General features: G+C 54.9%; 21 protein-coding genes and 1 tRNA gene. 15 read left to right on the top strand and 7 right to left on the bottom strand.

What is annotated here, in order from left to right; genetic code table 11:
* Positions 1-33 precede the first annotated feature (33 nt).
* The 3 genes from ACILP3_RS05195 to ACILP3_RS05185 form a co-directional block, all read right to left on the bottom strand.
* Complete coding sequence (locus tag ACILP3_RS05195; protein WP_395615600.1) at positions 34-1,086, bottom strand: substrate-binding domain-containing protein; 1,053 nt, start codon at positions 1,084-1,086, stop codon at positions 34-36.
* Positions 1,087-1,184: 98 nt separating this feature from the next.
* Positions 1,185-2,432 (bottom strand): ATP-binding protein, encoded by a 1,248-nt coding sequence (locus ACILP3_RS05190; protein WP_395615599.1) that lies wholly within the window; start codon positions 2,430-2,432, stop codon positions 1,185-1,187.
* 100 nt (positions 2,433-2,532) lie between these two features.
* Positions 2,533-3,207, bottom strand: a complete 675-nt coding sequence (locus ACILP3_RS05185; RefSeq protein ID WP_395615598.1) for an HAD hydrolase-like protein — start codon at positions 3,205-3,207, stop codon at positions 2,533-2,535.
* Positions 3,208-3,360: 153 nt separating this feature from the next.
* Between ACILP3_RS05185 and glmU the strand changes: the two genes are divergently transcribed.
* From glmU to ACILP3_RS05135, 10 genes are all read left to right on the top strand, one after another.
* Complete coding sequence (gene glmU, locus ACILP3_RS05180; RefSeq protein ID WP_395615597.1) at positions 3,361-4,704, top strand: bifunctional UDP-N-acetylglucosamine diphosphorylase/glucosamine-1-phosphate N-acetyltransferase GlmU; 1,344 nt, start codon at positions 3,361-3,363, stop codon at positions 4,702-4,704.
* 3 nt (positions 4,705-4,707) lie between these two features.
* The gene (locus ACILP3_RS05175; protein ID WP_395615596.1) at positions 4,708-5,331 is read left to right on the top strand and encodes a transferase; all 624 of its coding nucleotides are present in this window, start codon (positions 4,708-4,710) and stop codon (positions 5,329-5,331) included.
* 38 nt (positions 5,332-5,369) lie between these two features.
* Positions 5,370-5,642: a ribbon-helix-helix protein, CopG family gene (locus tag ACILP3_RS05170; RefSeq protein WP_395615595.1), complete on the top strand. Its 273-nt coding sequence runs from the start codon at positions 5,370-5,372 to the stop codon at positions 5,640-5,642.
* The gene (locus ACILP3_RS05165) at positions 5,639-6,022 is read left to right on the top strand and encodes a type II toxin-antitoxin system VapC family toxin (RefSeq protein ID WP_395615594.1); all 384 of its coding nucleotides are present in this window, start codon (positions 5,639-5,641) and stop codon (positions 6,020-6,022) included. The genes ACILP3_RS05170 and ACILP3_RS05165 overlap by 4 nt, the downstream gene beginning before the upstream one ends.
* Positions 6,023-7,846, top strand: coding sequence for a glutamine--fructose-6-phosphate transaminase (isomerizing) (gene glmS / locus ACILP3_RS05160; protein WP_395615593.1), 1,824 nt, complete (start codon positions 6,023-6,025; stop codon positions 7,844-7,846).
* A gap of 78 nt (positions 7,847-7,924) precedes the next feature.
* Positions 7,925-8,050: a hypothetical protein gene (locus ACILP3_RS05155; protein ID WP_395615592.1), complete on the top strand. Its 126-nt coding sequence runs from the start codon at positions 7,925-7,927 to the stop codon at positions 8,048-8,050.
* A 113-nt stretch (positions 8,051-8,163) separates the two neighbouring features.
* A complete protein-coding gene (locus tag ACILP3_RS05150; RefSeq protein WP_395615591.1) occupies positions 8,164-9,351 on the top strand; it encodes an aspartate aminotransferase family protein in 1,188 nt (395 codons plus the stop codon).
* Positions 9,348-10,274 carry an ornithine carbamoyltransferase gene (argF, locus tag ACILP3_RS05145; RefSeq protein ID WP_395615590.1) on the top strand — a complete coding sequence of 309 codons (927 nt, stop codon included), beginning with the start codon at positions 9,348-9,350 and terminating at the stop codon, positions 10,272-10,274. The genes ACILP3_RS05150 and argF overlap by 4 nt, the downstream gene beginning before the upstream one ends.
* Entirely contained in the window at positions 10,274-11,194 is a 921-nt protein-coding gene (locus tag ACILP3_RS05140) for an Hsp33 family molecular chaperone HslO (RefSeq protein WP_395615636.1), read from the top strand. The genes argF and ACILP3_RS05140 overlap by 1 nt, the downstream gene beginning before the upstream one ends.
* A 137-nt stretch (positions 11,195-11,331) precedes the next feature.
* Positions 11,332-11,733, top strand: coding sequence for a DUF3617 domain-containing protein (locus tag ACILP3_RS05135; RefSeq protein ID WP_395615589.1), 402 nt, complete (start codon positions 11,332-11,334; stop codon positions 11,731-11,733).
* 9 nt (positions 11,734-11,742) lie between these two features.
* Here the strand turns inward: ACILP3_RS05135 and ACILP3_RS05130 are convergent, their stop codons facing one another.
* Positions 11,743-12,927 (bottom strand): acyl-CoA dehydrogenase, encoded by a 1,185-nt coding sequence (locus tag ACILP3_RS05130; RefSeq protein ID WP_395615635.1) that lies wholly within the window; start codon positions 12,925-12,927, stop codon positions 11,743-11,745.
* Positions 12,928-13,072: 145 nt separating this feature from the next.
* Here ACILP3_RS05130 and ACILP3_RS05125 point away from each other — a divergent pair, with 145 nt between their 5' ends.
* Together ACILP3_RS05125 and ACILP3_RS05120 are read left to right on the top strand one after the other, a co-directional pair.
* Positions 13,073-14,566, top strand: a complete 1,494-nt coding sequence (locus ACILP3_RS05125) for an aldehyde dehydrogenase family protein (RefSeq protein WP_395615588.1) — start codon at positions 13,073-13,075, stop codon at positions 14,564-14,566.
* A 99-nt stretch (positions 14,567-14,665) separates the two neighbouring features.
* Entirely contained in the window at positions 14,666-16,120 is a 1,455-nt protein-coding gene (locus tag ACILP3_RS05120; protein ID WP_395615587.1) for a carotenoid oxygenase family protein, read from the top strand.
* A 45-nt stretch (positions 16,121-16,165) separates the two neighbouring features.
* On the opposite strand, the gene ACILP3_RS05115 is transcribed toward ACILP3_RS05120, so the two are convergent.
* Positions 16,166-16,242: transfer RNA gene (locus ACILP3_RS05115), tRNA-Arg, on the bottom strand.
* Between the two features lie 58 nt (positions 16,243-16,300).
* On the opposite strand from ACILP3_RS05115, the gene ACILP3_RS05110 reads away from it, so the two are divergent.
* Both ACILP3_RS05110 and ACILP3_RS05105 read left to right on the top strand, forming a co-directional pair.
* Entirely contained in the window at positions 16,301-17,032 is a 732-nt protein-coding gene (locus ACILP3_RS05110) for a queuosine precursor transporter (RefSeq protein WP_395615586.1), read from the top strand.
* A gap of 6 nt (positions 17,033-17,038) precedes the next feature.
* The gene (locus ACILP3_RS05105) at positions 17,039-17,416 is read left to right on the top strand and encodes a hypothetical protein (protein ID WP_395615585.1); all 378 of its coding nucleotides are present in this window, start codon (positions 17,039-17,041) and stop codon (positions 17,414-17,416) included.
* On the opposite strand, the gene purQ is transcribed toward ACILP3_RS05105, so the two are convergent.
* Both purQ and purS read right to left on the bottom strand, forming a co-directional pair.
* Positions 17,396-18,061 carry a phosphoribosylformylglycinamidine synthase subunit PurQ gene (gene purQ, locus ACILP3_RS05100; protein WP_395615584.1) on the bottom strand — a complete coding sequence of 222 codons (666 nt, stop codon included), beginning with the start codon at positions 18,059-18,061 and terminating at the stop codon, positions 17,396-17,398. The two genes, ACILP3_RS05105 and purQ, sit on opposite strands and share 21 nt — an antisense overlap.
* Positions 18,061-18,291, bottom strand: coding sequence for a phosphoribosylformylglycinamidine synthase subunit PurS (purS, locus tag ACILP3_RS05095; RefSeq protein WP_295498199.1), 231 nt, complete (start codon positions 18,289-18,291; stop codon positions 18,061-18,063). The genes purQ and purS overlap by 1 nt, the downstream gene beginning before the upstream one ends.
* A 237-nt stretch (positions 18,292-18,528) precedes the next feature.
* Between purS and ACILP3_RS05090 the strand changes: the two genes are divergently transcribed.
* Positions 18,529-21,036 carry an FAD-dependent oxidoreductase gene (locus ACILP3_RS05090; RefSeq protein ID WP_395615583.1) on the top strand — a complete coding sequence of 836 codons (2,508 nt, stop codon included), beginning with the start codon at positions 18,529-18,531 and terminating at the stop codon, positions 21,034-21,036.
* Positions 21,037-21,112: the final 76 nt, after the last annotated feature.

Below are 21,112 nucleotides of genomic sequence, written 5' to 3'. Positions count from 1 at the left end.
TCGAAGCCCATAGACGCTAACTTTGTTGCACTTTTATTTCAAATCAGCACCCGTCATTGCGGTCAGGCCGTTCGTCACGTCGCTGGCTGTCTTATAGTCAGCTTCGCTTGACGCAATCATGCCCAATTTTGTGAGATAACCGCCGACGACACCGCCCTTTAGGAATTCGAGGACGAAATCTTTAATGCCGGGAATTTTATCGACATGCGCTTTCTTTACATAAATAAACATCTTGCGCGCGCCGGGGTAGCTGCCATCTGAAATCGTGGCGATGGTTGGGTTCACGCCGTTCATGGTGATGCCATGCACCTTCGATGCATTTTCTTCCATATAGCTATAGCCGAAGATACCGACCATGTTCGGGTTGGAGCTAAGCTTCTGGACGATCAGATTGTCGTTTTCACCCTGTTCCTTGAACGCGCCATCAGTACGCACTTCGGTGCATATTGCCTTGTATTTGTCTTCGTCGCTGTCTTTCAACGCCTTGGTCGCAGCATCTGTTTTGCAGCCTGTCTCCATGATGAGTTCATGGAATGAATCACGCGTGCCAGAGGTCGTTGGCGGGCCATAGACCGAAATAGGCAATTTGGGCAGCGACGGGTTTACGTCGGACCAAAGCTTGGCGGTCTGTGGCTTGCCAAATGGGTTGGCAGCAAGGGCCTTGTAAACATCGGCGGTGGACAAGGCGAACTTCACGCCCTTGTTCGACTGCGCAAGCGCCAGCCCGTCAATGCCAACCTGAACTTCGATAATGTCCTTCACGCCATTTTTCTGGCAGTTGTCGAACTCGCTTTTTTTCATGCGACGCGAAGCATTCACGATATCGGGGGTATCTGCGCCGACACCCTTGCAGAACTGCTCAATTCCGCCGCCGGTACCGGTCGATTCAAGAACGGGCGATTTGCGCGATGGGTCTGCCTTTGCAAATGCCTCTGATGCGGCCTTTGCAAATGGGAATACGGTCGATGAACCCACAATCCGGATTTCCTGACGCGATCCGCCCGCAGCGCCCCCGGTGCTGGCTTGGTCATTACAGGCCGAAAGCGCGAGAGCACTGATGGCGATGAGCGAAACTTTTTTCAACATATTGGCTGTCCCCATATTGGATTTGGCGCAGTTCGAACCGCACTCAAAATCTTCCTAGACGATCGAGATGGCTGATAGATGACTCTTGTGTTACATTATTATGACGGTCCGGTAGGTGCCACGGGTAGCAATACCGACACCGTCGTGCCCTTACCGACGGAGCTGCGAATTTCCAGATGGCCGCGATGCCGATCAACAATATGTTTGACGAGGCTTAAGCCTAAGCCAGTTCCGCCGACTAAGCGGCTTCTCCCCGAATCTACACGATAAAAACGTTCAGTCAGGCGCGGCAAATGTTCAGGGGCAATGCCGTCTCCTACGTCTACCACGGTGAAGTTAATCATTGCGCCAGATCGCGAACGCAACAGTGAGACGGTTACGGGCGTGCCAGCGCGGCCATATTTTAGCGCATTGTTCAAAATGTTGCTCGCCAACTGCCGCAATTGTCCGGCGTCTCCCATAACAGGTGGCATATCTGTCGTGACATCAACCATGATATCTGTGCCACGGTCCTTTTGGCTGTTACGCAACTGATCAACGGTTTCCATGACGATGTCGGAAAAATCGACTGGCGTTTGCGGGGGGTCGTATTTTTCGGCCTCAATCCGGCTCAGCGACATCAGGTCGCGGACAAGCGCCTGCATCCGGTCGGTTTCCGTTGCCATGATGCCCAAAAACCGGCTGCGCGTGACGGCGTCATCCCCGGCGGCGGGATCATCGAGTGTTTCGATGAAACCTTTGATCGCGGCCAGCGGTGTCAACAATTCGTGGCTGGCATTGGCGACAAAATCGACCCGCATTTTTTCCGCGGCCTGTGTTCCGCTGCGATCGGCCAGATGCACGATTTTCTGCGACGGCCCCATGGTTTGGATCCGCATGTCCCATAATTGATTTTTCTGGCCAATGCCTGCGAGCCGAATCGGGTTTCCGCTGTGCTGCGCATCTGGGTCTGTCAGCCGTTCAATGGCGCCGGCGTGCCGGAACGCCATGCGCACATTTTGGCCAATAATATTTGCGCCAAGCAAACGTAGCGCGACTTGGTTGGCGGCGATTACGCGGGCATTTTCTACCATCAATATGGCATCGGCGGACGAATCGATAAATGCCTGCAACTGTGGATGCGAACTGATCGCCAAGACTTCTGTGTCCGGCGGCGTCGGCTTAACGGTCTCTTGTGGAGCATCTTCGCGATCATGCGGATCAGCGGCAATGAACAATGCGACCAACAGGGATACGAAAATGACAAGCACGCGCTCGGCGGAGCCCGGCATTTGGCCGGCGAATATGGCCCCGACAAATGCCAAGGCAAATGCAAATATGATGCGGGGAGACAACCAACTGTTCACTTTTTACCCTGCTGCCATGCCTGTAAGATCGCCACACATATAGACGCAGCGATTTGGTGCAAGCAACGGCGAAGAGAACATCGCCTCGACGTCCTTTGCGCTAATGTGACGCCATGCCTCTGAGGCAATCGAGCAGTTCGCCAAAATGGTCAATGATTGCGTCTGCGCCCATATCTTCGACCGGCCCATGCAAAAATCCGAAACTGACGGCCACACTCGGGACGTTGGCATTCTTCGCCGCCATCACATCGTAAGTGGAATCGCCGATATAAGCCGCCCGCCCGCCGCCGCAGCGTTTGATCATTTCAAAGATGGGTGCGCCCGAAGGTTTGGCATTTTCCTTACCTAAAGTATCGGCGCCCAAGATGCACCCCATGCGGTGCGCCAAGTTCAGGTCGGTCAGCAATTTGAGGGCGAGGCTCTCAAATTTGTTGGTCACGACTGCGTAACGCACACCCATATCGTCAAGCGCATCCAGCAGCGCCAACGCGCCATCAAAAGGTCGGCTGTGCACGCAGACATTGGCTTCATAATAAGCAAGCATTTGGCGATAGAGCGGTTTGAAATCATTGTCGGGAATACCGCCTGTTGCCTCAAGCCCTTGTTGCAGCATGAGCTTTGCGCCGCCGCCGATATATTGCTTGACCGTTTCTGGCGAGAGCAGCGGCCTGCCTACGCTGTCCAACACATGATTGACCGCAGCCGTCAGATCGCCGCTGGTGTCCACCAAAGTGCCGTCAAGGTCAAAGCCAATGATGTCGAATGGAAATTTCAAGCTAAGCTCCCCAATTCTGTGTTTGTATTGAGCGTCGTCGATGCGCGTTGTTCGTATTGGCGTCTCGACTGCGCTCGACACAAACGGAAAATTTCATATGTCCTTGGCTGCAAGTTCTGGAAACTGCAACAATTTGCTGGCATGACAATATGTATGACTGAATTAGCCGCCATCATTCTCGCCGCGGGCAAGGGCACGCGCATGAAATCCGACCTGCACAAGGTGCTGCACCCGATTGCCGCTCGGCCAATGCTGATGCATTTAATGGCATCGGTCGATGCCTTAAACCCGACCAAGAAGGTTGTGGTGGTCGGCAGCGGCAAGGAACAATTGGAGGCCGCTCTGGCGGGCTCGGCACAGCTTGCGGTGCAAGAACCCCAATTTGGCACTGGCCATGCCGTGCAGCAGGCGCAAGGCGCTCTGGCGGGGTTTGATGGTGATGTCCTCATTCTTTATGGCGACGTGCCCTTTGTGCCGACCGCTACGATGCAAGCCATGGTTGAACGGCTCAACGCACCTGATGCGCCGGCGGTGGTCGTGTTGGCGTTCGCGCCAGAGGATCCAACCGGCTATGGCCGCGTAATCGTCGAAGATGGCCGCATCATCAAAATGGTCGAGCAAAAGGACGCAACCGACGCGGAAAAAGCGGTGAAGCTGTCCAATTCTGGCCTGATGGCGGTGAAGGCGCGCGACCTGTTCCCGCTGCTGAATCGCGTCACCGACGACAATGCGCAAAAGGAATTTTATCTCACCGATATCGTCAACATCGCGCACGAAGATGGGCGGATTTGCGTGGCTGTCACAACCGAACCCTACAACGTCGCGGGTATCAACAGCCGCGCACAATTGGCCGAGATGGAACAAGCATGGCAGCAGCGCCGCCGGGTGCAAGCCATGGATGATGGCGCAACTTTAATTGCACCGGAAACCGTCTGGTTTGCGTGGGATACGCAGCTTGGCCGCGACGTCCTGATTGAACCCAATGTCTTTTTTGGCCCCGGTGTCAGCATAGCCGACAATGTAAAGATCCGCGCAAACAGCCATATTGAGGGCGCTATTATCGGTGAGGGTTGTGAAATAGGTCCCTTCGCAAGGCTCCGGCCCGGCACGGTGTTGGAAGAAAAAGCCAAGATCGGCAATTTCGTCGAAACCAAAAAGGCGCATCTGGGCAAGGGTGCTAAAGCCAACCATCTAACCTATCTGGGCGACGCGACGATTGGCGCAGGCGCGAACATCGGCGCTGGAACCATCACCTGCAATTATGACGGCTATTTCAAATATCAAACCGTGATCGGCGAAGGCGCCTTTATTGGCAGCAACAGCGCCCTCATCGCGCCTGTCAAAATCGGCCGCGATGCGATTGTGGCCGCGGGCAGCGCGGTATCCCGCGATGTAGCCGACGGCGAACTCCGCATGGTCCGCGCCGAACAATTGGTGAAACCCGGCTGGGCCGATCGTTTTCACGATGCGATGCGGAAGAAGAAAGAGGGGAAGTGAAAGGTGCTTGATGTCAAAGGCCTAACACCCTCTTTGATTGAGCCTTGGCGCACCTCCAGCTTTGCAAATATCCATCAGGCCCCGTGGCACTTAGTCGGCAATATTGAGGCTTTGCTTAAGCAGCAAATTGCTGGTCTTGATCCGTCATATACCTGCGTCGAAGATGTTGCAGTCCATTACTCTGCGATTATCGAGGCGGGGGCTGTTGTCAAAGGGCCTGCGATCATTGGGCCCAATTGCTTTATCGCTGCTGGCGCTTATCTGCGAGGCGGCGTGTATCTCGAACGAGATTGCATAATCGGGCCGTCGTCTGAACTGAAAACCACAGCTATGTTCGCAGGTTCGAAGCTGGCGCATTTGAACTTTGTGGGCGACTCAATTATCGGTGCCGATGTTAATATTGAAGCCGGTGCGATTATCGCAAATTACCGGAATGAATTGGAAAATCGCAATATTAGGATTGCCTACCGTGGACAGGTAATTGAGACGGGCGTGGACAAATTTGGAGCGTTGGTTGGAGACAGAAGTCGGATTGGAGCTAACGCTGTTGTTGCGCCGGGTGCGTTATTGGCACGAGGTTCGATCGTTGGGCGACTTCAACTGATCGATCAAAAGCCAGAAGATTAAATTGACATGATATCATGATATGATATCACTATATCATCATGGGTAGATTCCTCGTAGATGTTCCGGCGGACGACGTTCGCAAGCTGGATGAAATCGCCAAGCGCGAGGGGAAGTCGCGCGCCGCTGTGTTGCGTGAGGCAGTGTCCAGTTATCTCGAAGAAAGTCGTAAAGAAGGCTTTGAGAAATATTTCGGTCTTTGGGAGCGGCACGGCTCGACGGTCGATGGCCTCGCATATGAACGGCAGTTGCGCGACGAGTGGCCGGACATCAGCAACGTTGCGCCGCCCAAAAAGAAACGCAGTGCTGCGTGAGCGAGCGTTTTTTCGACACTAATATTGTTATCGACATGCTGCACAATCGGCCGGCGGCATGGGCAGAGGTGCGCAACGTCGCCCGTGCCTGGATCAGTCGGATGACTTGGATTGAGGTGATGTCCGGTGTTCCTGACGATGCGGCAACCGAGACTGAAGAATTTCTGCGTCTTTTCGCAATGAGCGAGATCGACGAGGAAATTGCGCGACGTGCGGCGGCGCTTAGGCACCAGCGAAAGTCGTTGAAATCTCCTGATGCCGTTATCCTCGCTTCGGCGCAGGTGACAGGGCGCATACTCGTTACACGAAATACCAAGGATTTTCCGGCAGAGATGCCGGGCATCAGAGTCCCCTATAAAGCAGATTGGGAAACAAAATAAATGTGCGGCATTATCGGAATTGTTGGCAAATCGCCTGTCTCGGATCGGCTCGTCGATGGGCTGAAGCGGATGGAATATCGGGGCTATGACAGCGCCGGTGTCTGCACGGTGTTTGACGGTCAACTCATCCGCCGCCGCGCCGAGGGCAAGCTGGCCAATCTCGTCAACGTGCTCAAGACCGACGATGCGGCTGGAAATATTGGCATAGCGCACACCCGTTGGGCCACACATGGCGCGCCGACGACGAGCAATGCGCATCCGCACGCAACGGGCGAAGTGGCTTTGGTCCACAATGGTATCATCGAAAATTTCAAACAATTGCGTGACGAACTCACTGCGCGCGGGCGGACGTTTGAAAGCGAGACCGATACGGAGGTTGTGGCGCATCTGGTGTCCGAGCAGGTCGAGGCTGGGCATTTGCCCGCAGATGCGGTGAAGGCTGTGCTGCCGCGTCTGCGCGGTGCGTTTGCCCTTGCGATTGCGTTCCGGCAATTTCCTGATTTCTTGATCGGTGCGCGGCTCGGCAGCCCGCTGGTCGTCGGCTATGGCGATGGCGAGACTTATTTGGGTTCGGATGCACTTGCCCTTGCGCCACTGACGCAAAAAATCGCCTATCTGGAAGAAGGCGACTGGGTGATTGTGATGCGCGAAGGCGCGCAGATTTTCGATAAGGACAATAATCCGGTGGAGCGCGAAATCACCACCTCCGGCGTGTCTGCGGCGCAGATCGAAAAGGGCAATTACCGCCATTATATGCAGAAAGAGATTTTTGAGCAGCCGACCGTGGTTGCGCAAACACTCTCCAGCTACATTCGCCCGTTGGAGCAGACCGTTGCCCTGCCGCAGATGGATTTTGACCTGGCGGGCGTCAAACGCATTACCATCGTCGCCTGCGGAACATCTTATTACGCTGGCATGGTTGCCAAATATTGGTTCGAAACCTTCGCCCGTGTGCCCGTCGACATCGATGTCGCGTCCGAGTTTCGATATCGCGACCCCGTGTTGGAGGAAGGCGGCTTGGCGCTGTTCATTTCCCAATCGGGTGAGACAGCTGACACGCTGGCGGCCTTGCGCCATTGCAAGGAAAATGGGCAGACAATCGCAGTGGTCGTCAACGTGCCGACATCCAGCATGGCGCGTGAGGCGGACCTATTGCTGCCCACACATGCTGGCCCCGAAATTGGTGTTGCCTCGACTAAGGCATTTACCTGCCAGCTTGCGGTGTTGGCTGCTCTGGCCGCGCATTTGGCATTGGTGAAAGGTAAGTTGAGCGCCGAGGAAGAACGCGAAATCGTCCGGCATTTGATCGAAGCGCCCGCTGCGTTGAACGCCGCTTTGGCCCATGATGATGACATTGCCGCGATGGCGCATTTAATCGCGCCTGCGCGCGACGTGCTCTACCTTGGCCGTGGCCCGGATTATCCATTGGCGATGGAAGGCGCGCTGAAGCTGAAAGAGATCAGCTATATTCATGCAGAGGGCTATGCCTCAGGCGAGATGAAGCATGGGCCAATCGCGTTAATCGACGAAGCCGTGCCCGTCATCGTCCTTGCGCCATCAGGCCCGCTATTCGAGAAAACCGTCAGCAACATGCAAGAGGTCCGCGCGCGCGGCGGCAAGGTCGTGCTGATTTCTGATGCGGCGGGCATAGCCGAAGCCGGAGAAGGCTGCCTTGCCACCATCGAAATGCCGACCGTCCACCCGTTGATCGCGCCGTTGGTCTATGCGGTGCCCGTGCAATTGCTGGCTTACCATGTCGCCTGCGCCAAAGGCACGGATGTGGACCAGCCGCGCAATTTAGCAAAGTCTGTTACAGTGGAGTGATCTTGCGCAAAAATCGCGCCGCAGACTTTTGCTGAGTAACAGGGTTGTTCATGGCTCCCGCGGCGTTATGAATGGGCTATGAGTATGCCCGCCAAAATGATCGTGATATTTATCCTTTTGTGGGTGGCGGTACATTTGTTGCTCTATGGATATCTGCGGCGCCGGATCGCCGCTGCCAAGCGTGACAAGGATCCGGAGGCATAGCTTGATTTGCCATTTTCGCATGCCTATAGCGGGAGGGTAAAAACAAGCGGTCCCGTGGGGCCGCTTTTTGGCTTTTGGAATATGCTAAATACTTGGTCGGAAGGAAGAAAACCATGTCGATTACGCCTTTGATGCCCGTCTATCCGCGCTGTGGTTTTCGGCCGGTGCGTGGTGAGGGCGCTTGGTTGATTTCTGAAGACGGCAGCCGCGCGCTCGATTTCGCTGCGGGTATTGCGGTAAATTTGCTTGGCCATGGCCATCCGCATCTGACCAAGGCCATTCAGGATCAGGCTGCAACGCTGATCCACGTATCGAACCTTTACGGCAGCCCGCAAGGCGAAGCCTTTGCCCAAAGGCTGGTCGATACGACCTTTGCCGACACGGTGTTCTTTACCAATTCTGGCGCGGAGGCTGTTGAGTGCGCGATCAAGACTGCGCGCGCATATCATCAAAGCCAAGGCAGTGATCGTTTTGAGATCATCACCTTCAAAAACGCTTTTCACGGCCGGACGATGGCGACGATTTCGGCTAGCAATCAGGAGAAGATGCACAAGGGCTTCATGCCATTGCTTGAAGGCTTTAAATATGTCGACTTTGACGATTTGGAAGGCGCAAAGGCGGCAATCGGACCAAAAACCGCCGCGTTTCTGGTTGAACCCATTCAGGGCGAGGGCGGCGTTCGGCCTGCCTCAGATGCGTTCATACAAGGCCTGCGAGCGTTGGCGGATGAACATGATATCATGCTGATCCTAGATGAAGTGCAATGCGGTGTGGCGCGTTCAGGCACGCTGTACGCTTATGAACAATATGGCATTATTCCCGACATCATGGCGACGGCCAAGGGCCTTGGCGGCGGTTTTCCGGTCGGCGCCTGTCTTGCCACCGAAGCGGCCGCGCGCGGCATGGTCGTTGGCACACATGGGTCGACTTATGGCGGCAATCCGTTTGCGATGGCCGCGTGTCAGGCGGTTTGGGATGTCGTCGCGAATGAGGAGTTTCTGGCGCAAGTGCGTTCAACAGGAGACAAATTACGTTCAACGCTTGAGCAGTTTATCGGCAATTATCCAGATTTGTTTACTGGGGTACGCGGCAAGGGATTGATGCTTGGCGTGATGATGACCCATGAAACGCGCGCCTTTGTGGCCCACTTGCGCGATAATCACGGGCTGTTGCTGGTGGCGGCGGGTGACAATACCTTCCGCGTGCTGCCGCCGCTGAACATCGGTGATGCCGAGATTCAGACTTTCATGGAAAAGCTGTCGGCGGGTGCCGCCAGCTATAAGATGCCACAAGCGGCATGACGCGCCATTTCCTAAACTTGAGCGACGCCGGCGGCGATGCAGTTGCAGCGATGCTGAACGACGCCATAAGTAGAAAAAATGCGCGGATCGGATGGCCAAAGGGCAAATCAGACGTCGACGCGCCACTTGCTGGGCACACGCTGGCGATGGTGTTTGAGAAAAATTCCACCCGCACGCGCACATCGTTTGAAATGGCGATGAAGCAATTGGGGGGGGATAGCATCTTCATGGCATCGGGCCAGATGCAGCTTGGCCGTGGCGAGACCATTGCCGACACCGCGCGCGTATTGTCGCGCTATGTCGACGCCATCATGATCCGGACCGATGATCATGCAAAGGTCGAGGAGCTGGCCCATCATGCGAGCGTGCCCGTCATCAACGGCCTGACGGACCTGTCGCATCCTTGCCAGATCGTTGCTGACCTGTTGACGGTTATGGAGCATGGAAAGGCGTTGCCCGGCCTTGAAATTGCATGGCTTGGCGATGGCAATAATGTGCTGAATTCGGTGGTTGAGGCAGCTGGGCTTTTCAAGTTTAATGTGCGTATTGCGGTCCCGGAAGGCTATGAAAGCGACAGCAATTTTATGGATGTTGCAAGGGCTGCTGGAGCCAACATCACGCTCACCCGCCATGCTGGCGAAGCGGTAGCGGGCGCCGATGTTGTTGTAACCGACACATGGGTATCCATGGGACAAGAGCATGCGCATAACAAGATAGCGGCGATGATGCCCTATCAGGTGAACGAACGTCTGATGACTTTGGCCAAGGCAGATGCCAAATTCTTACATTGCCTGCCAGCGCATCGCGGTGAGGAAGTAACCGATGCCGTGATTGATGGGCCGCAGTCTGTCATCTGGGATGAAGCGGAAAACAGGCTGCATGCGCAAAAGTCGATTTTATTGTGGTGCCTTGGAAAATCATGATGGCCGAGCAATCGGAAACATTGTCCAATCAGCCATTGCGTTTTTCCATACCGACGCGGGATGCGCGCGGACGGCTGGTGCGTCTGGACGATGTGCTGGGTGAGATTTTGGCGGCCCATGCTTACCCTCCGGTAATCGAGCGGACCTTGGCTGAAGCATTAGTGCTGACCGCGTTATTAGGAGCTTCGTTAAAGGAGCCGGGCAGCCAGCTCACGCTGCAAACGCAAACGGAAAAAGGCGCAATTCGGCTATTGGCCTGCGATTATAAGGATGGCGCATTGCGCGGCTATGCCCAGTTTGATGCCGCGACTGCCGCCACCCTGCCGCAGGATTCGACGCTATTTGGCATCTTCGGACAGGGCTATCTCGCAATCACCTTCGACCGCATGAAACCGGCGAGCGAAGGCGGTGGCCGTTATCAGGGCATCGTGCCACTTGAAGGCGAGACGCTCGCCGATGCGGCGCAGAATTATTTCGTGCAATCCGAACAAATCCCAACCTTCATTCGCGTTGCTGTGGACCATGTCGATGGCCGCTGTGTGGCGGGCGGTTTGCTGGTGCAGCACTTGCCCGAGGGGGAGGAAGGGCGCGAGCGGTTGCATGTGCGGCTCGACCATCCTGAGTGGGAGCATATCGAAGTCATGTCTTCGACCATCGCTGACGCCGAGCTTGCCGACCCGGCGCTTCCGCTTGAGGAAATCGTCTGGCGATTGTTCCATGAAGAAAAAGAAGTACGCATTGAGCAAGGCGATTGTCTGTCAAAGGGTTGCCGCTGTGACCCCGTGCACATCCGCGATGTCATTGCCAAATTTCCTGCCGTTGACCGCGCCGAAATGGCAGATGATGCCGGAGACATCGTCGTGGACTGCGAATTTTGCTCGCGCCGCTTTCCGATAAGCCTTGCCAGTTTTAATAATTGAGTCGCGGATCAACGACGGCAGCGTCGTTGATGGTTCATGAATTACATATCATGGTGCCAAAATTCACAAATGATGTTAAATAGTTGCTGAAAATTAGGTCGATTCGCTGTATGGGACTGGTTGGCGGATAGAAGCTTATGAACAATATTTTCCGTCTTTACGCTCTGCCCGGTGCGCTTTTGCTTTCGCTGCCGGCGGCGGCCGCAAAACCAGATGGCGATATGGCTCTGCTTGATTCACTCGATCGGGGATTGTGGCAATTACGACCAACGGGCGGGAGTGCGCCGACTGCCAAAATCTGCCTCGGTAAATCGGCAAGCCTGGCCCAAATCCAACATAGTGGCTTAGCCTGCGCCCAATATGTCGTGCGTGCCAGCGCCAATTCCCTAACGATCAGTTACACCTGCGAAGGGCATGGTCAGGGGTTGACGATCATCCGTAAGGAAACAAACCGGATCATCCATATCCAATCGCAAGGCATTCGCAATAATGCGCCATTTTCGTTTTCAGCCGAGGGCCGCAAAATTGGTCCGTGCTGAAGGGTGATTTCAGAACGCAGCTATGCCGGTAATGGCGCGACCCAATATAAGCGCGTGCACGTCATGCGCGCCTTCATAGGTGTTGACTGTCTCTAGGTTCGCCATGTGGCGCATAACCTGATATTCCTCGCTAATGCCGTTGCCGCCATGCATGTCGCGCGCAGCACGGGCGATATCGAGCGCTTTACCGACATTGTTGCGCTTCACGATGGAAATCATATCGGGCGCAAGCTGGCCTTCGTCCATCAAGCGGCCAACGCGCAAGGATGCCTGCAGCCCCAAGGCAATATCCGTCATCATGTCGGCCAGCTTCTTTTGATATAATTGCGTGGCGGCGAGCGGTTTGCCAAATTGATGACGATCAAGGCCATATTGCCGCGCCGCGTGCATGCAGAATTCTGCTGCACCCAATGCGCCCCAACTGATGCCGTAGCGGGCGCGGTTGAGGCAGCCGAACGGGCCTTTTAATCCTTGCACATCGGGCAGCAGTGCGTCCTCGCCCACTTCGACATTGTCCATCATGATCATGCCGGTCGTCGATGCGCGTAACGACAGCTTGCCCTGAATTTTCGGCGCAGTGAGGCCCTTCATTCCCTTTTCAAGAACAAAGCCGCGAATGCCGCCGCCATGTGCTTCGGATTTTGCCCAGACGACAAAGACATCGGCAAAAGGTGCGTTGGAAATCCACGTTTTCGATCCGTTGATGACATAGCCGCCATCTACCTTCTTAGCGAAGGTGCGCATGCCCGCAGGGTCCGATCCTGCGTCAGGCTCGGTCAAGCCGAAGCAGCCAATCAGCGTGCCCGCAGCCAGCCCCGGTAGATATTTGCGCCTTTGTTCTTCCGATCCAAAAGCATAGATGGGGTGCATAACGAGCGACGACTGCACCGACGCCATTGAACGATAGCCTGAATCGACGCGCTCAATCTCGCGCGCGATTAGCCCGTAAGCGACATAAGACGCGCCAGCGCCGCCATATTCGGCTGGGATGGTCGCGCCCAGCAGGCCGGTTTGCCCCATTAACGGGAACAGTTCAGGCGCATCACATTCCGTCCGATAGGCATCGATCACGCGCGGCTGCAATTCGCTTTGCGCAAAAGCGTGCGCACTATCGCGGATCATGCGTTCGTCTTCGGTCAGCTGGTCCTCCAGACGAAAAGGGTCAGACCAATCGAATGCTGCCAACTCGGCCATTTTTATCTCCATCGGGAAGGCCAACTGAATAGCGACCTGTGTCCTGTTTGCCTTTATAAGCGTGCGGTCAAGACAGCAACCCTTGCCATCAACTCTGCGTCTTGCCATGCGCTGTGGGAATGCAGAACAAAGACTGGGGATGATAATGGCATTAGCAGCCGAAACGAAAACGCTTCTCGAAACGCTGGGCTGCATTGTTGATGGCGGTGATCTTGCGGTGCACAGCCCCATTGACGGCAGTCGCATCGGGGCCGTGGTTGCCGCGACGGTCGACGACATCGATGCGGTTGTCGAAAAATCAAACGCTGCCTTTCTGAAGTGGCGCAGCGTTCCCGCGCCGCGCCGCGGGGAGCTTGTCCGGTTGTTTGGCAATGCTTTGCGCGAACAGAAATATGACCTTGCCCGCCTTGTCACGATTGATTGCGGAAAGCCGCTATCCGAGGGACTTGGCGAAGTGCAGGAGATGATCGATATTTGCGATTTCGCTGTGGGTCTTTCGCGGCAATTGCATGGCCTGACCATCGCGAGCGAACGGCCCGGTCACCGGATGATGGAGCAATGGCATCCCATTGGTCCAGTTCTCATCATTTCCGCATTTAACTTTCCCGTCGCTGTCTGGGCTTGGAACGCCGCTTTGGCCTTGGTGTGTGGCAACAGCGTTATCTGGAAGCCATCGGAAAAAACGCCGCTGACGGCGGCTGCGGTCCAAGTCATTTTTGAAAAGGCGGTTGTTGCTTTCGGCGATGCACCTGCGCATCTGTCGCAAGTCGTTCAGGGCGGGCGCGATATAGGGGCAGCGTTGGTTGCCGATCCACATATTGCCTTAATATCCGCCACAGGCAGCACGGAAATGGGTCGGAAGGTCGGACAAGTGGCTGCGGCCCGTTTTGCCAAGACTATTCTTGAACTTGGCGGGAACAATGCCGCGATTATCAGCGACAAGGCGGACGTTGCGCTGGCACTTCGCGGCGTGTTGTTCTCGGCATTTGGCACAAGTGGTCAAAGATGCACCAGTCTACGCCGTCTTTTTGTGCATGACGCGATTTATGACAGCTTCGTTGAGGCGCTTAAGTCGGCCAGCGGGTCGATGGCGGTCGGTGACCCGCTTGACGTCGGTAATCTTGCAGGACCGTTGATTGACGAGCAGGCTTTTGCTGGCATGCGCGCAGCGCTTGATGAGGCTAGCAAACTTGGCGGAAATGTAACCGGCGGCGAACGTCTCGCAATGGATGGCGTTTATGTCCGCCCTGCGCTTGTCGAGATGGCAGCACATGATGGCCCTGCGTTAAGGGAGACGTTCGCGCCGATCCTCTACATCTTTCGCTATCATGATTTGGCCAAAGCCATTGCCCTGCAAAACAGCGTCGGTGCAGGATTGTCGTCCTCCATATTTTCGACCGACATCCGCGAATGCGAATATTTTCTATCCGCCGAAGGAAGTGATTGCGGCATTGCCAATGTAAACATCGGCACATCCGGCGCGGAAATTGGCGGTGCCTTTGGCGGGGAAAAGGAAACCGGCGGCGGTCGGGAGTCGGGCTCGGACGCGTGGAAAGCCTATATGCGTCGGGCGACAAACACGATAAATTACTCGAATAATCTGCCACTTGCGCAAGGGGTGACATTCGACATAGTTTAGTGACTAGATCGTCATCCTGGACTTGTTTCAGGATAACGAGCGGCGGTTTATCATCCTGAAGAAAGTTCAGGATGACGCAAGATAGGAAAGAAAACACGCATGCGCGTTGATACATTGCCGCCGGTGAAAGCAACGCTACAACCGAGCAACCATCCCTATCTCAACGGGGCGTGGACGCCGCAGCATGAGGAAGTCACCGCGACTGACCTTGATGTCATAGAGGGCCGCATTCCCGACGACATTGACGGCATCTATTTGCGCAATACAGAAAACCAGTTGCATCAACCCCTGGGCCGCTACCATCCGTTTGACGGCGATGGCATGATCCACCAGATTAATTTTTCCGGCGGCAAGGCCAGCTATCGCAATCGCTTCGTCCGCACCCGCTGTTTTCAGGCGGAGCAGGATGCGGGCGGTTCCTTATGGGGCGGGCTAATGGATAAAGCGGGCGTGTCGAAACGCCCCGGCTTTGGCGCACATGGCAGCCTCAAAGATTCGTCCAGCACGGACATCATCGTGCATAACGGCAAAGCAGTGTCTACTTTCTACCAATGCGGAGAGGGCTATGTTCTTGACCCCGAAACATTGGAGCAAGAAGGTGTGGCGCCTTGGGTGCCGCTTGATGGTATTTCTGCGCACCCCAAGGTGGATGCGCGCACCGGTGAATTATTGTTCTTCAACTATTCGAAACACGCGCCTTATATGCATTACGGGGTCGTTAATCGCGCCGGCAAGCTGGCGCATTATGTGCCGATAGCGTTGCCGGGGCCACGCTTGCCGCATGACATGATGTTTACGCAAAACTGGTCAATATTGTGCGACTTCCCACTTTTCTGGGACGAAGAATTGCTGAAGCGCAATGTCCATGTGACCCGGCTGCACGAGGGACTGCCATCGCGGTTCGCGCTCATCCCGCGTTATGGTCAGCCAGAAGATATCCGCTGGTTTGAGGCGGATCCCACTTTTGTCCTGCACTTCATTAACGCCTATGAAGACGGCGACGAAGTCATACTCGATGGTTATTTCGAAGAAGACCCTTATCCGCCGCCACTCGAAAATGCCGATGGCTATGGACATATGATGGCTTATGTCGACGAGCATAGCTTCAAACCAAAGCTGCACCGTTGGCGGTTCAACTTGGCTGATGGTACAACCCGCGAAGAGCGGCTCGACGACCGCATCCTCGAATTCGGGATGATGAACCAACGTTATCTGGGGCAACCTTATCGTTATGCCTATAGCACAACGTCCAAGCCCGGCTGGTTCCTGTTTAACGGTTTTGTGAAGCATGACATGGTCACGGGCGAGTCATGGTCCCTAGAGCTTGCTGAGGGGCGCTATGGCAGTGAAGCACCCTTTGCTCCGCGCGTCGGTGCGGTGGACGAAGATGATGGCTATCTTGTCAGCTTTGTAACTGACGAAAATTGCGGGACATCGGAATGCATATTGATCGACTGCAAGCGCTTTGCAGAAGGGCCGGTGTGCCGCATTGCGCTGCCACATAAGATCAGCAGCGGGACCCATGCGCATTGGGTAGATCGCTTAGCCTTGTAACGCAAAACGATTGCCATCCTTTCGGCAGGCATCTCAGTTCGCAATTGGCGCGCCCTACAGGAGTCGAACCTGTGGCCTCAAGATTAGAAGTCTCGCGCTCTATCCAGCTGAGCTAAGGGCGCGCGCTGGTTCGCGCAATAACGGCTTTGCGCGCGAACGCAAAGCTGCTTATGTCAATTTATGCAAGACGCATCAATTATCCCCCAAAGCGCAAGTGACGTTACTGGCCGCCAGTTTCGCTATTATGATTTTGTTATGGCGGCCTTTGTCGCCATTTTGTTGCTATCAAATGTTATTGGCGCAGCCAAGCCTGCGGCGCTGACCATATCGGGCGAGCAATGGATTTTTGGCGCTGGGATATTGTTCTTCCCCTTAGGCTACGTGATTGGTGACGTCCTGACGGAGGTCTATGGCTATGCGCGTGCACGCCGTGTCATCTGGGTTGGCTTTGCGGCGCTGTTGTTCATGGCGTTTATGAGTTGGGTTGTTGTTGCTCTGCCGCCTGCACCCGGTTGGGAGGGGCAGGCGGCGTATGAAAGCGTGTTTGGGCAAGTCTGGCGGATCGTTATTGCATCTATCACCGCGTTTTGGGCGGGTGAGTTCGTAAACAGCTATGTCATGGCACGCATGAAAGTTTGGACGGCTGGAAAGCATTTATGGTCGCGTACCATTGGTTCAACGATTGTCGGTCAGGGCATTGATAGCCTCATTTTTTATCCGCTCGCCTTTTGGGGGGTGTGGAGCAACGAGCAGGTTATCAGTGTGATGATTACCAACTGGTTGTTGAAAGTGGGCTGGGAAGTTGTGTTGACGCCTGTTACTTATAGCGTTGTTGGTTGGCTGAAGCGCAAAGAGGGTGTCGAAATCTTTGACCAGGATACAAATTTTTCGCCATTTAAAACAAAAATATAGGCCGTCATGCAGGACCGTTTACAGATTCTGGCCGAGCATTGGGTCAGCTATAAAATCTGGCTGATTGAAACAGTTGGCCTGACCAATGATGCGATGCATATTCATGGATCGCTTTTGATCTTATGCCTGTCGGCTTTGGTGTTGCGGCGGCGGCCGGATAGCCCGTGGTGCTGGCTAATTGTCTTGATCGCTGAGTTATTTAACGAATATGCCGATTTGCGGGGTCCGGCACCCGGCGAGGCGACAATGGACGCAGCCCTGCATGACATTTACAACACCATGTTCTGGCCAACGGTGATCTTGATATTAGGGCGTTTGTTATTCCCGCGAAAGAAAGCGGATCTCATCATGCCCGCCGCGCCGTCAAGCGATTTGCCGCAATAGCCCCTCGAACAAGCGACGTCCGTCTGACCCACCATGCACGGCTTCGGTCATGCGTTCGGGGTGTGGCATCATGCCCAGCACATTGCCAGTGGCGTTTAGCACACCCGCGATGTTGCGGGCCGAACCGTTGACGTTTTCCGTGTAGCGGAAAGCAACACGGCCTTCGCCTTCAAGCCTGTCCAACGTATCGCTATCAGCGAAATAATTGCCGTCATGATGCGCCACGGGAATTTGGATATGTTCACCGACTGAATAGCCGTTGGTGAAAACAGAGCGATCATTTGCAACCGTCAGGCCAACTGTGCGGCACACAAAGCGGATCCCTGCATTGCGCATAAGAGCGCCGGGCAACAGGCCTGCTTCTGTTAAAATTTGAAAGCCATTGCACACGCCCAGAACGGGGACCCCACGTTCTGCGGCCTTAATGACCGCCTGCATAACCGGCGAGCGCGCAGCCATGGCACCGGAGCGCAGATAGTCGCCATAAGAGAAACCGCCGGGAATAGCGATAAGATCAAGTCCATCGGGCAGTTCGCCCGCGCGGTGCCAAACCAAAGTTGTTTCAGCGCCTGTAATATCACGAATGGCCACGGCCATGTCACGGTCACAATTGGAGCCCGGAAATTGGATAACCGCGGCGCGCATCAGGCCTGCTCAATCTCAAAATTCTCAATAACCATATTGGCCAGTAACTTGGTGCACATCGTTTCCAGGTCAGCCTTTGAAACGCCCGGTTCATGTTCGATTTCGATAAGGCGTCCGGCCCGAACGTCATGAACGCCAGAAAAACCTAAGCCTTCTATGGCGTGATGGATGGCTTTTCCCTGCGGGTCGAGCACACCGTTCTTTAATGTTACAAAAATGCGCGTTTTCATGAGGACCCGTCCACTTGTCAGTTTCCGTTTCTATAGAAGCCGCCACGTGCGATTCAAGCGTAAGCTGACCACAATCGTATTTTAACGCGGCTTGGAGAGCTTGGCGTTTGGAAATTATGTCACAAGCTAATATTTAACATTAGAAAAAACTATATATGACTAATTGGGGCGCAATCCAATTGCGGCACCGCCATGTCATCTGACATAGCCAAGTCTTAATAAAGTTGAGTGGATAAGATGAAAAAAACGGCACGGGCGGTAGTGATTGGTGGCGGCGTTGTAGGCGTGAGCACTTTGTATCATCTTGCCAAAATGGGGTGGAGCGATGTTGTCTTGCTGGAGCGCAAGGAACTGACTTCGGGGTCAACATGGCATGCAGCCGGTCTTCTGCCGCTGTTTAATCTCAGCTATTCCGTCGGCAAGTTGCATCAATATTCAGTGGCTTTATATCCCACTTTGGAGGCCGAAACAGGGCTGCATGCCGGATTGTCGCAGGTCACCAATATCCGACTGGCGACAACCAAGGACCGGATGGATGAATATCATTATTACGCAGGCGTTGCCCGCACCATTGGTGTTGATGTCAACTTCCTAACGCCAGACCAAGTCAAGGATATCTGGCCGCTTGCCAATATGGACGGTGTCATTGGCGCGATTCAGCATCCCGATGACGGCTATATCCAGCCTGCCGACCTTACGCAGGCGCTGGCAAAAGGTGCGCGGCAACGCGGGGCGACGATTTATCGCAACACAACGGTTACCGGCATTACGCAGCAACCCAATGGCGAGTGGCTGGTCTCCACGGATCAGGGGGACATCACTTGCGAGCACGTCATATCCTGTTCGGGTAACTTTGCGCGGCAAACAGGGGCGATGGTTGGGTTGGATATTCCTGTCATCCCAGTCGAGCACCAATATCTGGTGACTGAACAACATCCTGCAATCATGGAGCGCAAAAAGGCTGGCCTGCCGGAAATGGGAGTGCTGCGCGAATCTGACGCGAGCTATTATATGCGTGAGGAAGCTGGCGGGCTGTTGCTTGGGCCATATGAAGTCGGCGCGCCCGCTTGCTATGTTGATGGCCCTGCTGCCAACAGCGAATATGAATTATTTCCCGATGCACTCGAACGGCTTGAGCCTTATATCGTTGCGGCAATGAATCGCGTCCCTGCCTTTGGCGAAGTGGGCATTAAGAAAGTCTATAACGGCGCGATTGCCTACACACCCGACGGATCGCCGATTATCGGACCGGCATGGGGCCTGAAAAACTTCTGGTTGAACGAAGGGCACAGCTTTGGGATCACGGCCGCAGGCGGCGCGGGTTGGCAGTTGGCGCACTGGATTGTGGACGGGGAGCCTACTATCGATATGATGGGCGTCGATCCGCGCCGCTTTGGCGAATATGCTGGTCGGGGCTTTCTGGTCGAAAAAAATGAGGAGGCCTATGCCAAGGTCTTCACGGTGCATTATCCCGATGAAGAACGCGAGGCGGGACGGGCCTTACGGCGCACGCCATGTTATGACCGGATGAAGGCACTTGGCGCGGTGTTTGGCAGTGTATTTGGCTGGGAACGCCCCAATTGGTTTGCGCCGGCTGGCTATACATTAAGCGAAGCGGATCTCGACAAGCCTGATGTGTTGTTGAATGACAATCATCCCGTCGTGCCCGGCGAACCCGTCCGTGAAAAATGGTCGTTCCGCCGTTCCAATTATTTCGAGCATGTTGGTAATGAATGCCTGCACGTGACGAAGCATGTCGGCATTCAGGATATGAGCGCTTTTGCCAAATGCGAGATATCGGGACCGGGTGCGGAGAGCTGGCTGGACCAATTGCTGACCAATGCAATACCCAAAAAGGTCGGACGCGTCACTTTGTCCTATTTGCTCACACACAAAGGCGGCGTCCGCAGTGAATTCACCGTGTATAAGGCCGCGCCGCAGCGTTATTATCTGGTGTCGGCAGGGGCATATGAACGGCACGACCATGACTATCTGAAAAAGGCCATGCCAAAAGATGGTTCCGTCAATTTCGAACGGCTGACAACGTCGATGGGCGTGCTGGTGCTCGCTGGCCCACGGTCGCGCGACGTGCTGGCAAAGCTGACCGACACGGATTTGTCAAACGAGGCCTTCCCATGGCTGACGGGCAAGAAAATGAGCATTGGCCTAGCGCAAGTCGACGCGTTGCGCGTGAACTTCATTGGTGAGCTGGGTTGGGAAATCCACCACCCGATTGAAATGCAGAATTATATTTTCGACAGATTGATGGAGGCCGGCGCTGCGTTCAACATTAAGCCATTCGGCATCCGCGCGATGACGTCCATGGCGCTGGAAAAAAGCTACAAGCTTATCCCGCGCGAATTGTCGGTGGAATATTCGGCCTTTGAAAGTGGCTTGGACCGGTTCATCAGCCTCAAAAAACCGTCGTTTTTCGGACGTGAAGCATTGCTGGCGTGGAAGGAAAGCGGCAGCGCGAACCAGTTGGTCACTATGGAAGTGCATGATGTTACCGATGCCGACGCACGTGGATCAGAACCGATTTATCAGGGAGATGATTTGGTTGGCCGGGTGACATCGGGGGGCTTTGGCTGGCGCGTCGGCAAGTCGCTTGCGCTTGCAATGGTTCGCCCGGATTTGGCAGTGCCGGGCGCGGAATTTGAAATCCTCATTCTAGGCGTTCGGCATAAAGCGACAATCATAACCGATTCACCCTTCGATCCTGACAACATGGCACTTAGGAGCTAAACCCGTGTCGCACTTCGCCCCGATCGCCAACTGGCTTGCCAATGACCGCAAAGGTCATACGTTGCCGCGTGGCTTG

The organism is Sphingorhabdus sp., assembly GCF_044239665.1.
Classification (GTDB): Bacteria; Pseudomonadota; Alphaproteobacteria; order Sphingomonadales; family Sphingomonadaceae; genus Sphingorhabdus_B.
Note: the sequence above shows the minus strand (reverse complement) of the source record. Positions and strands in the feature narration are given on the sequence as shown.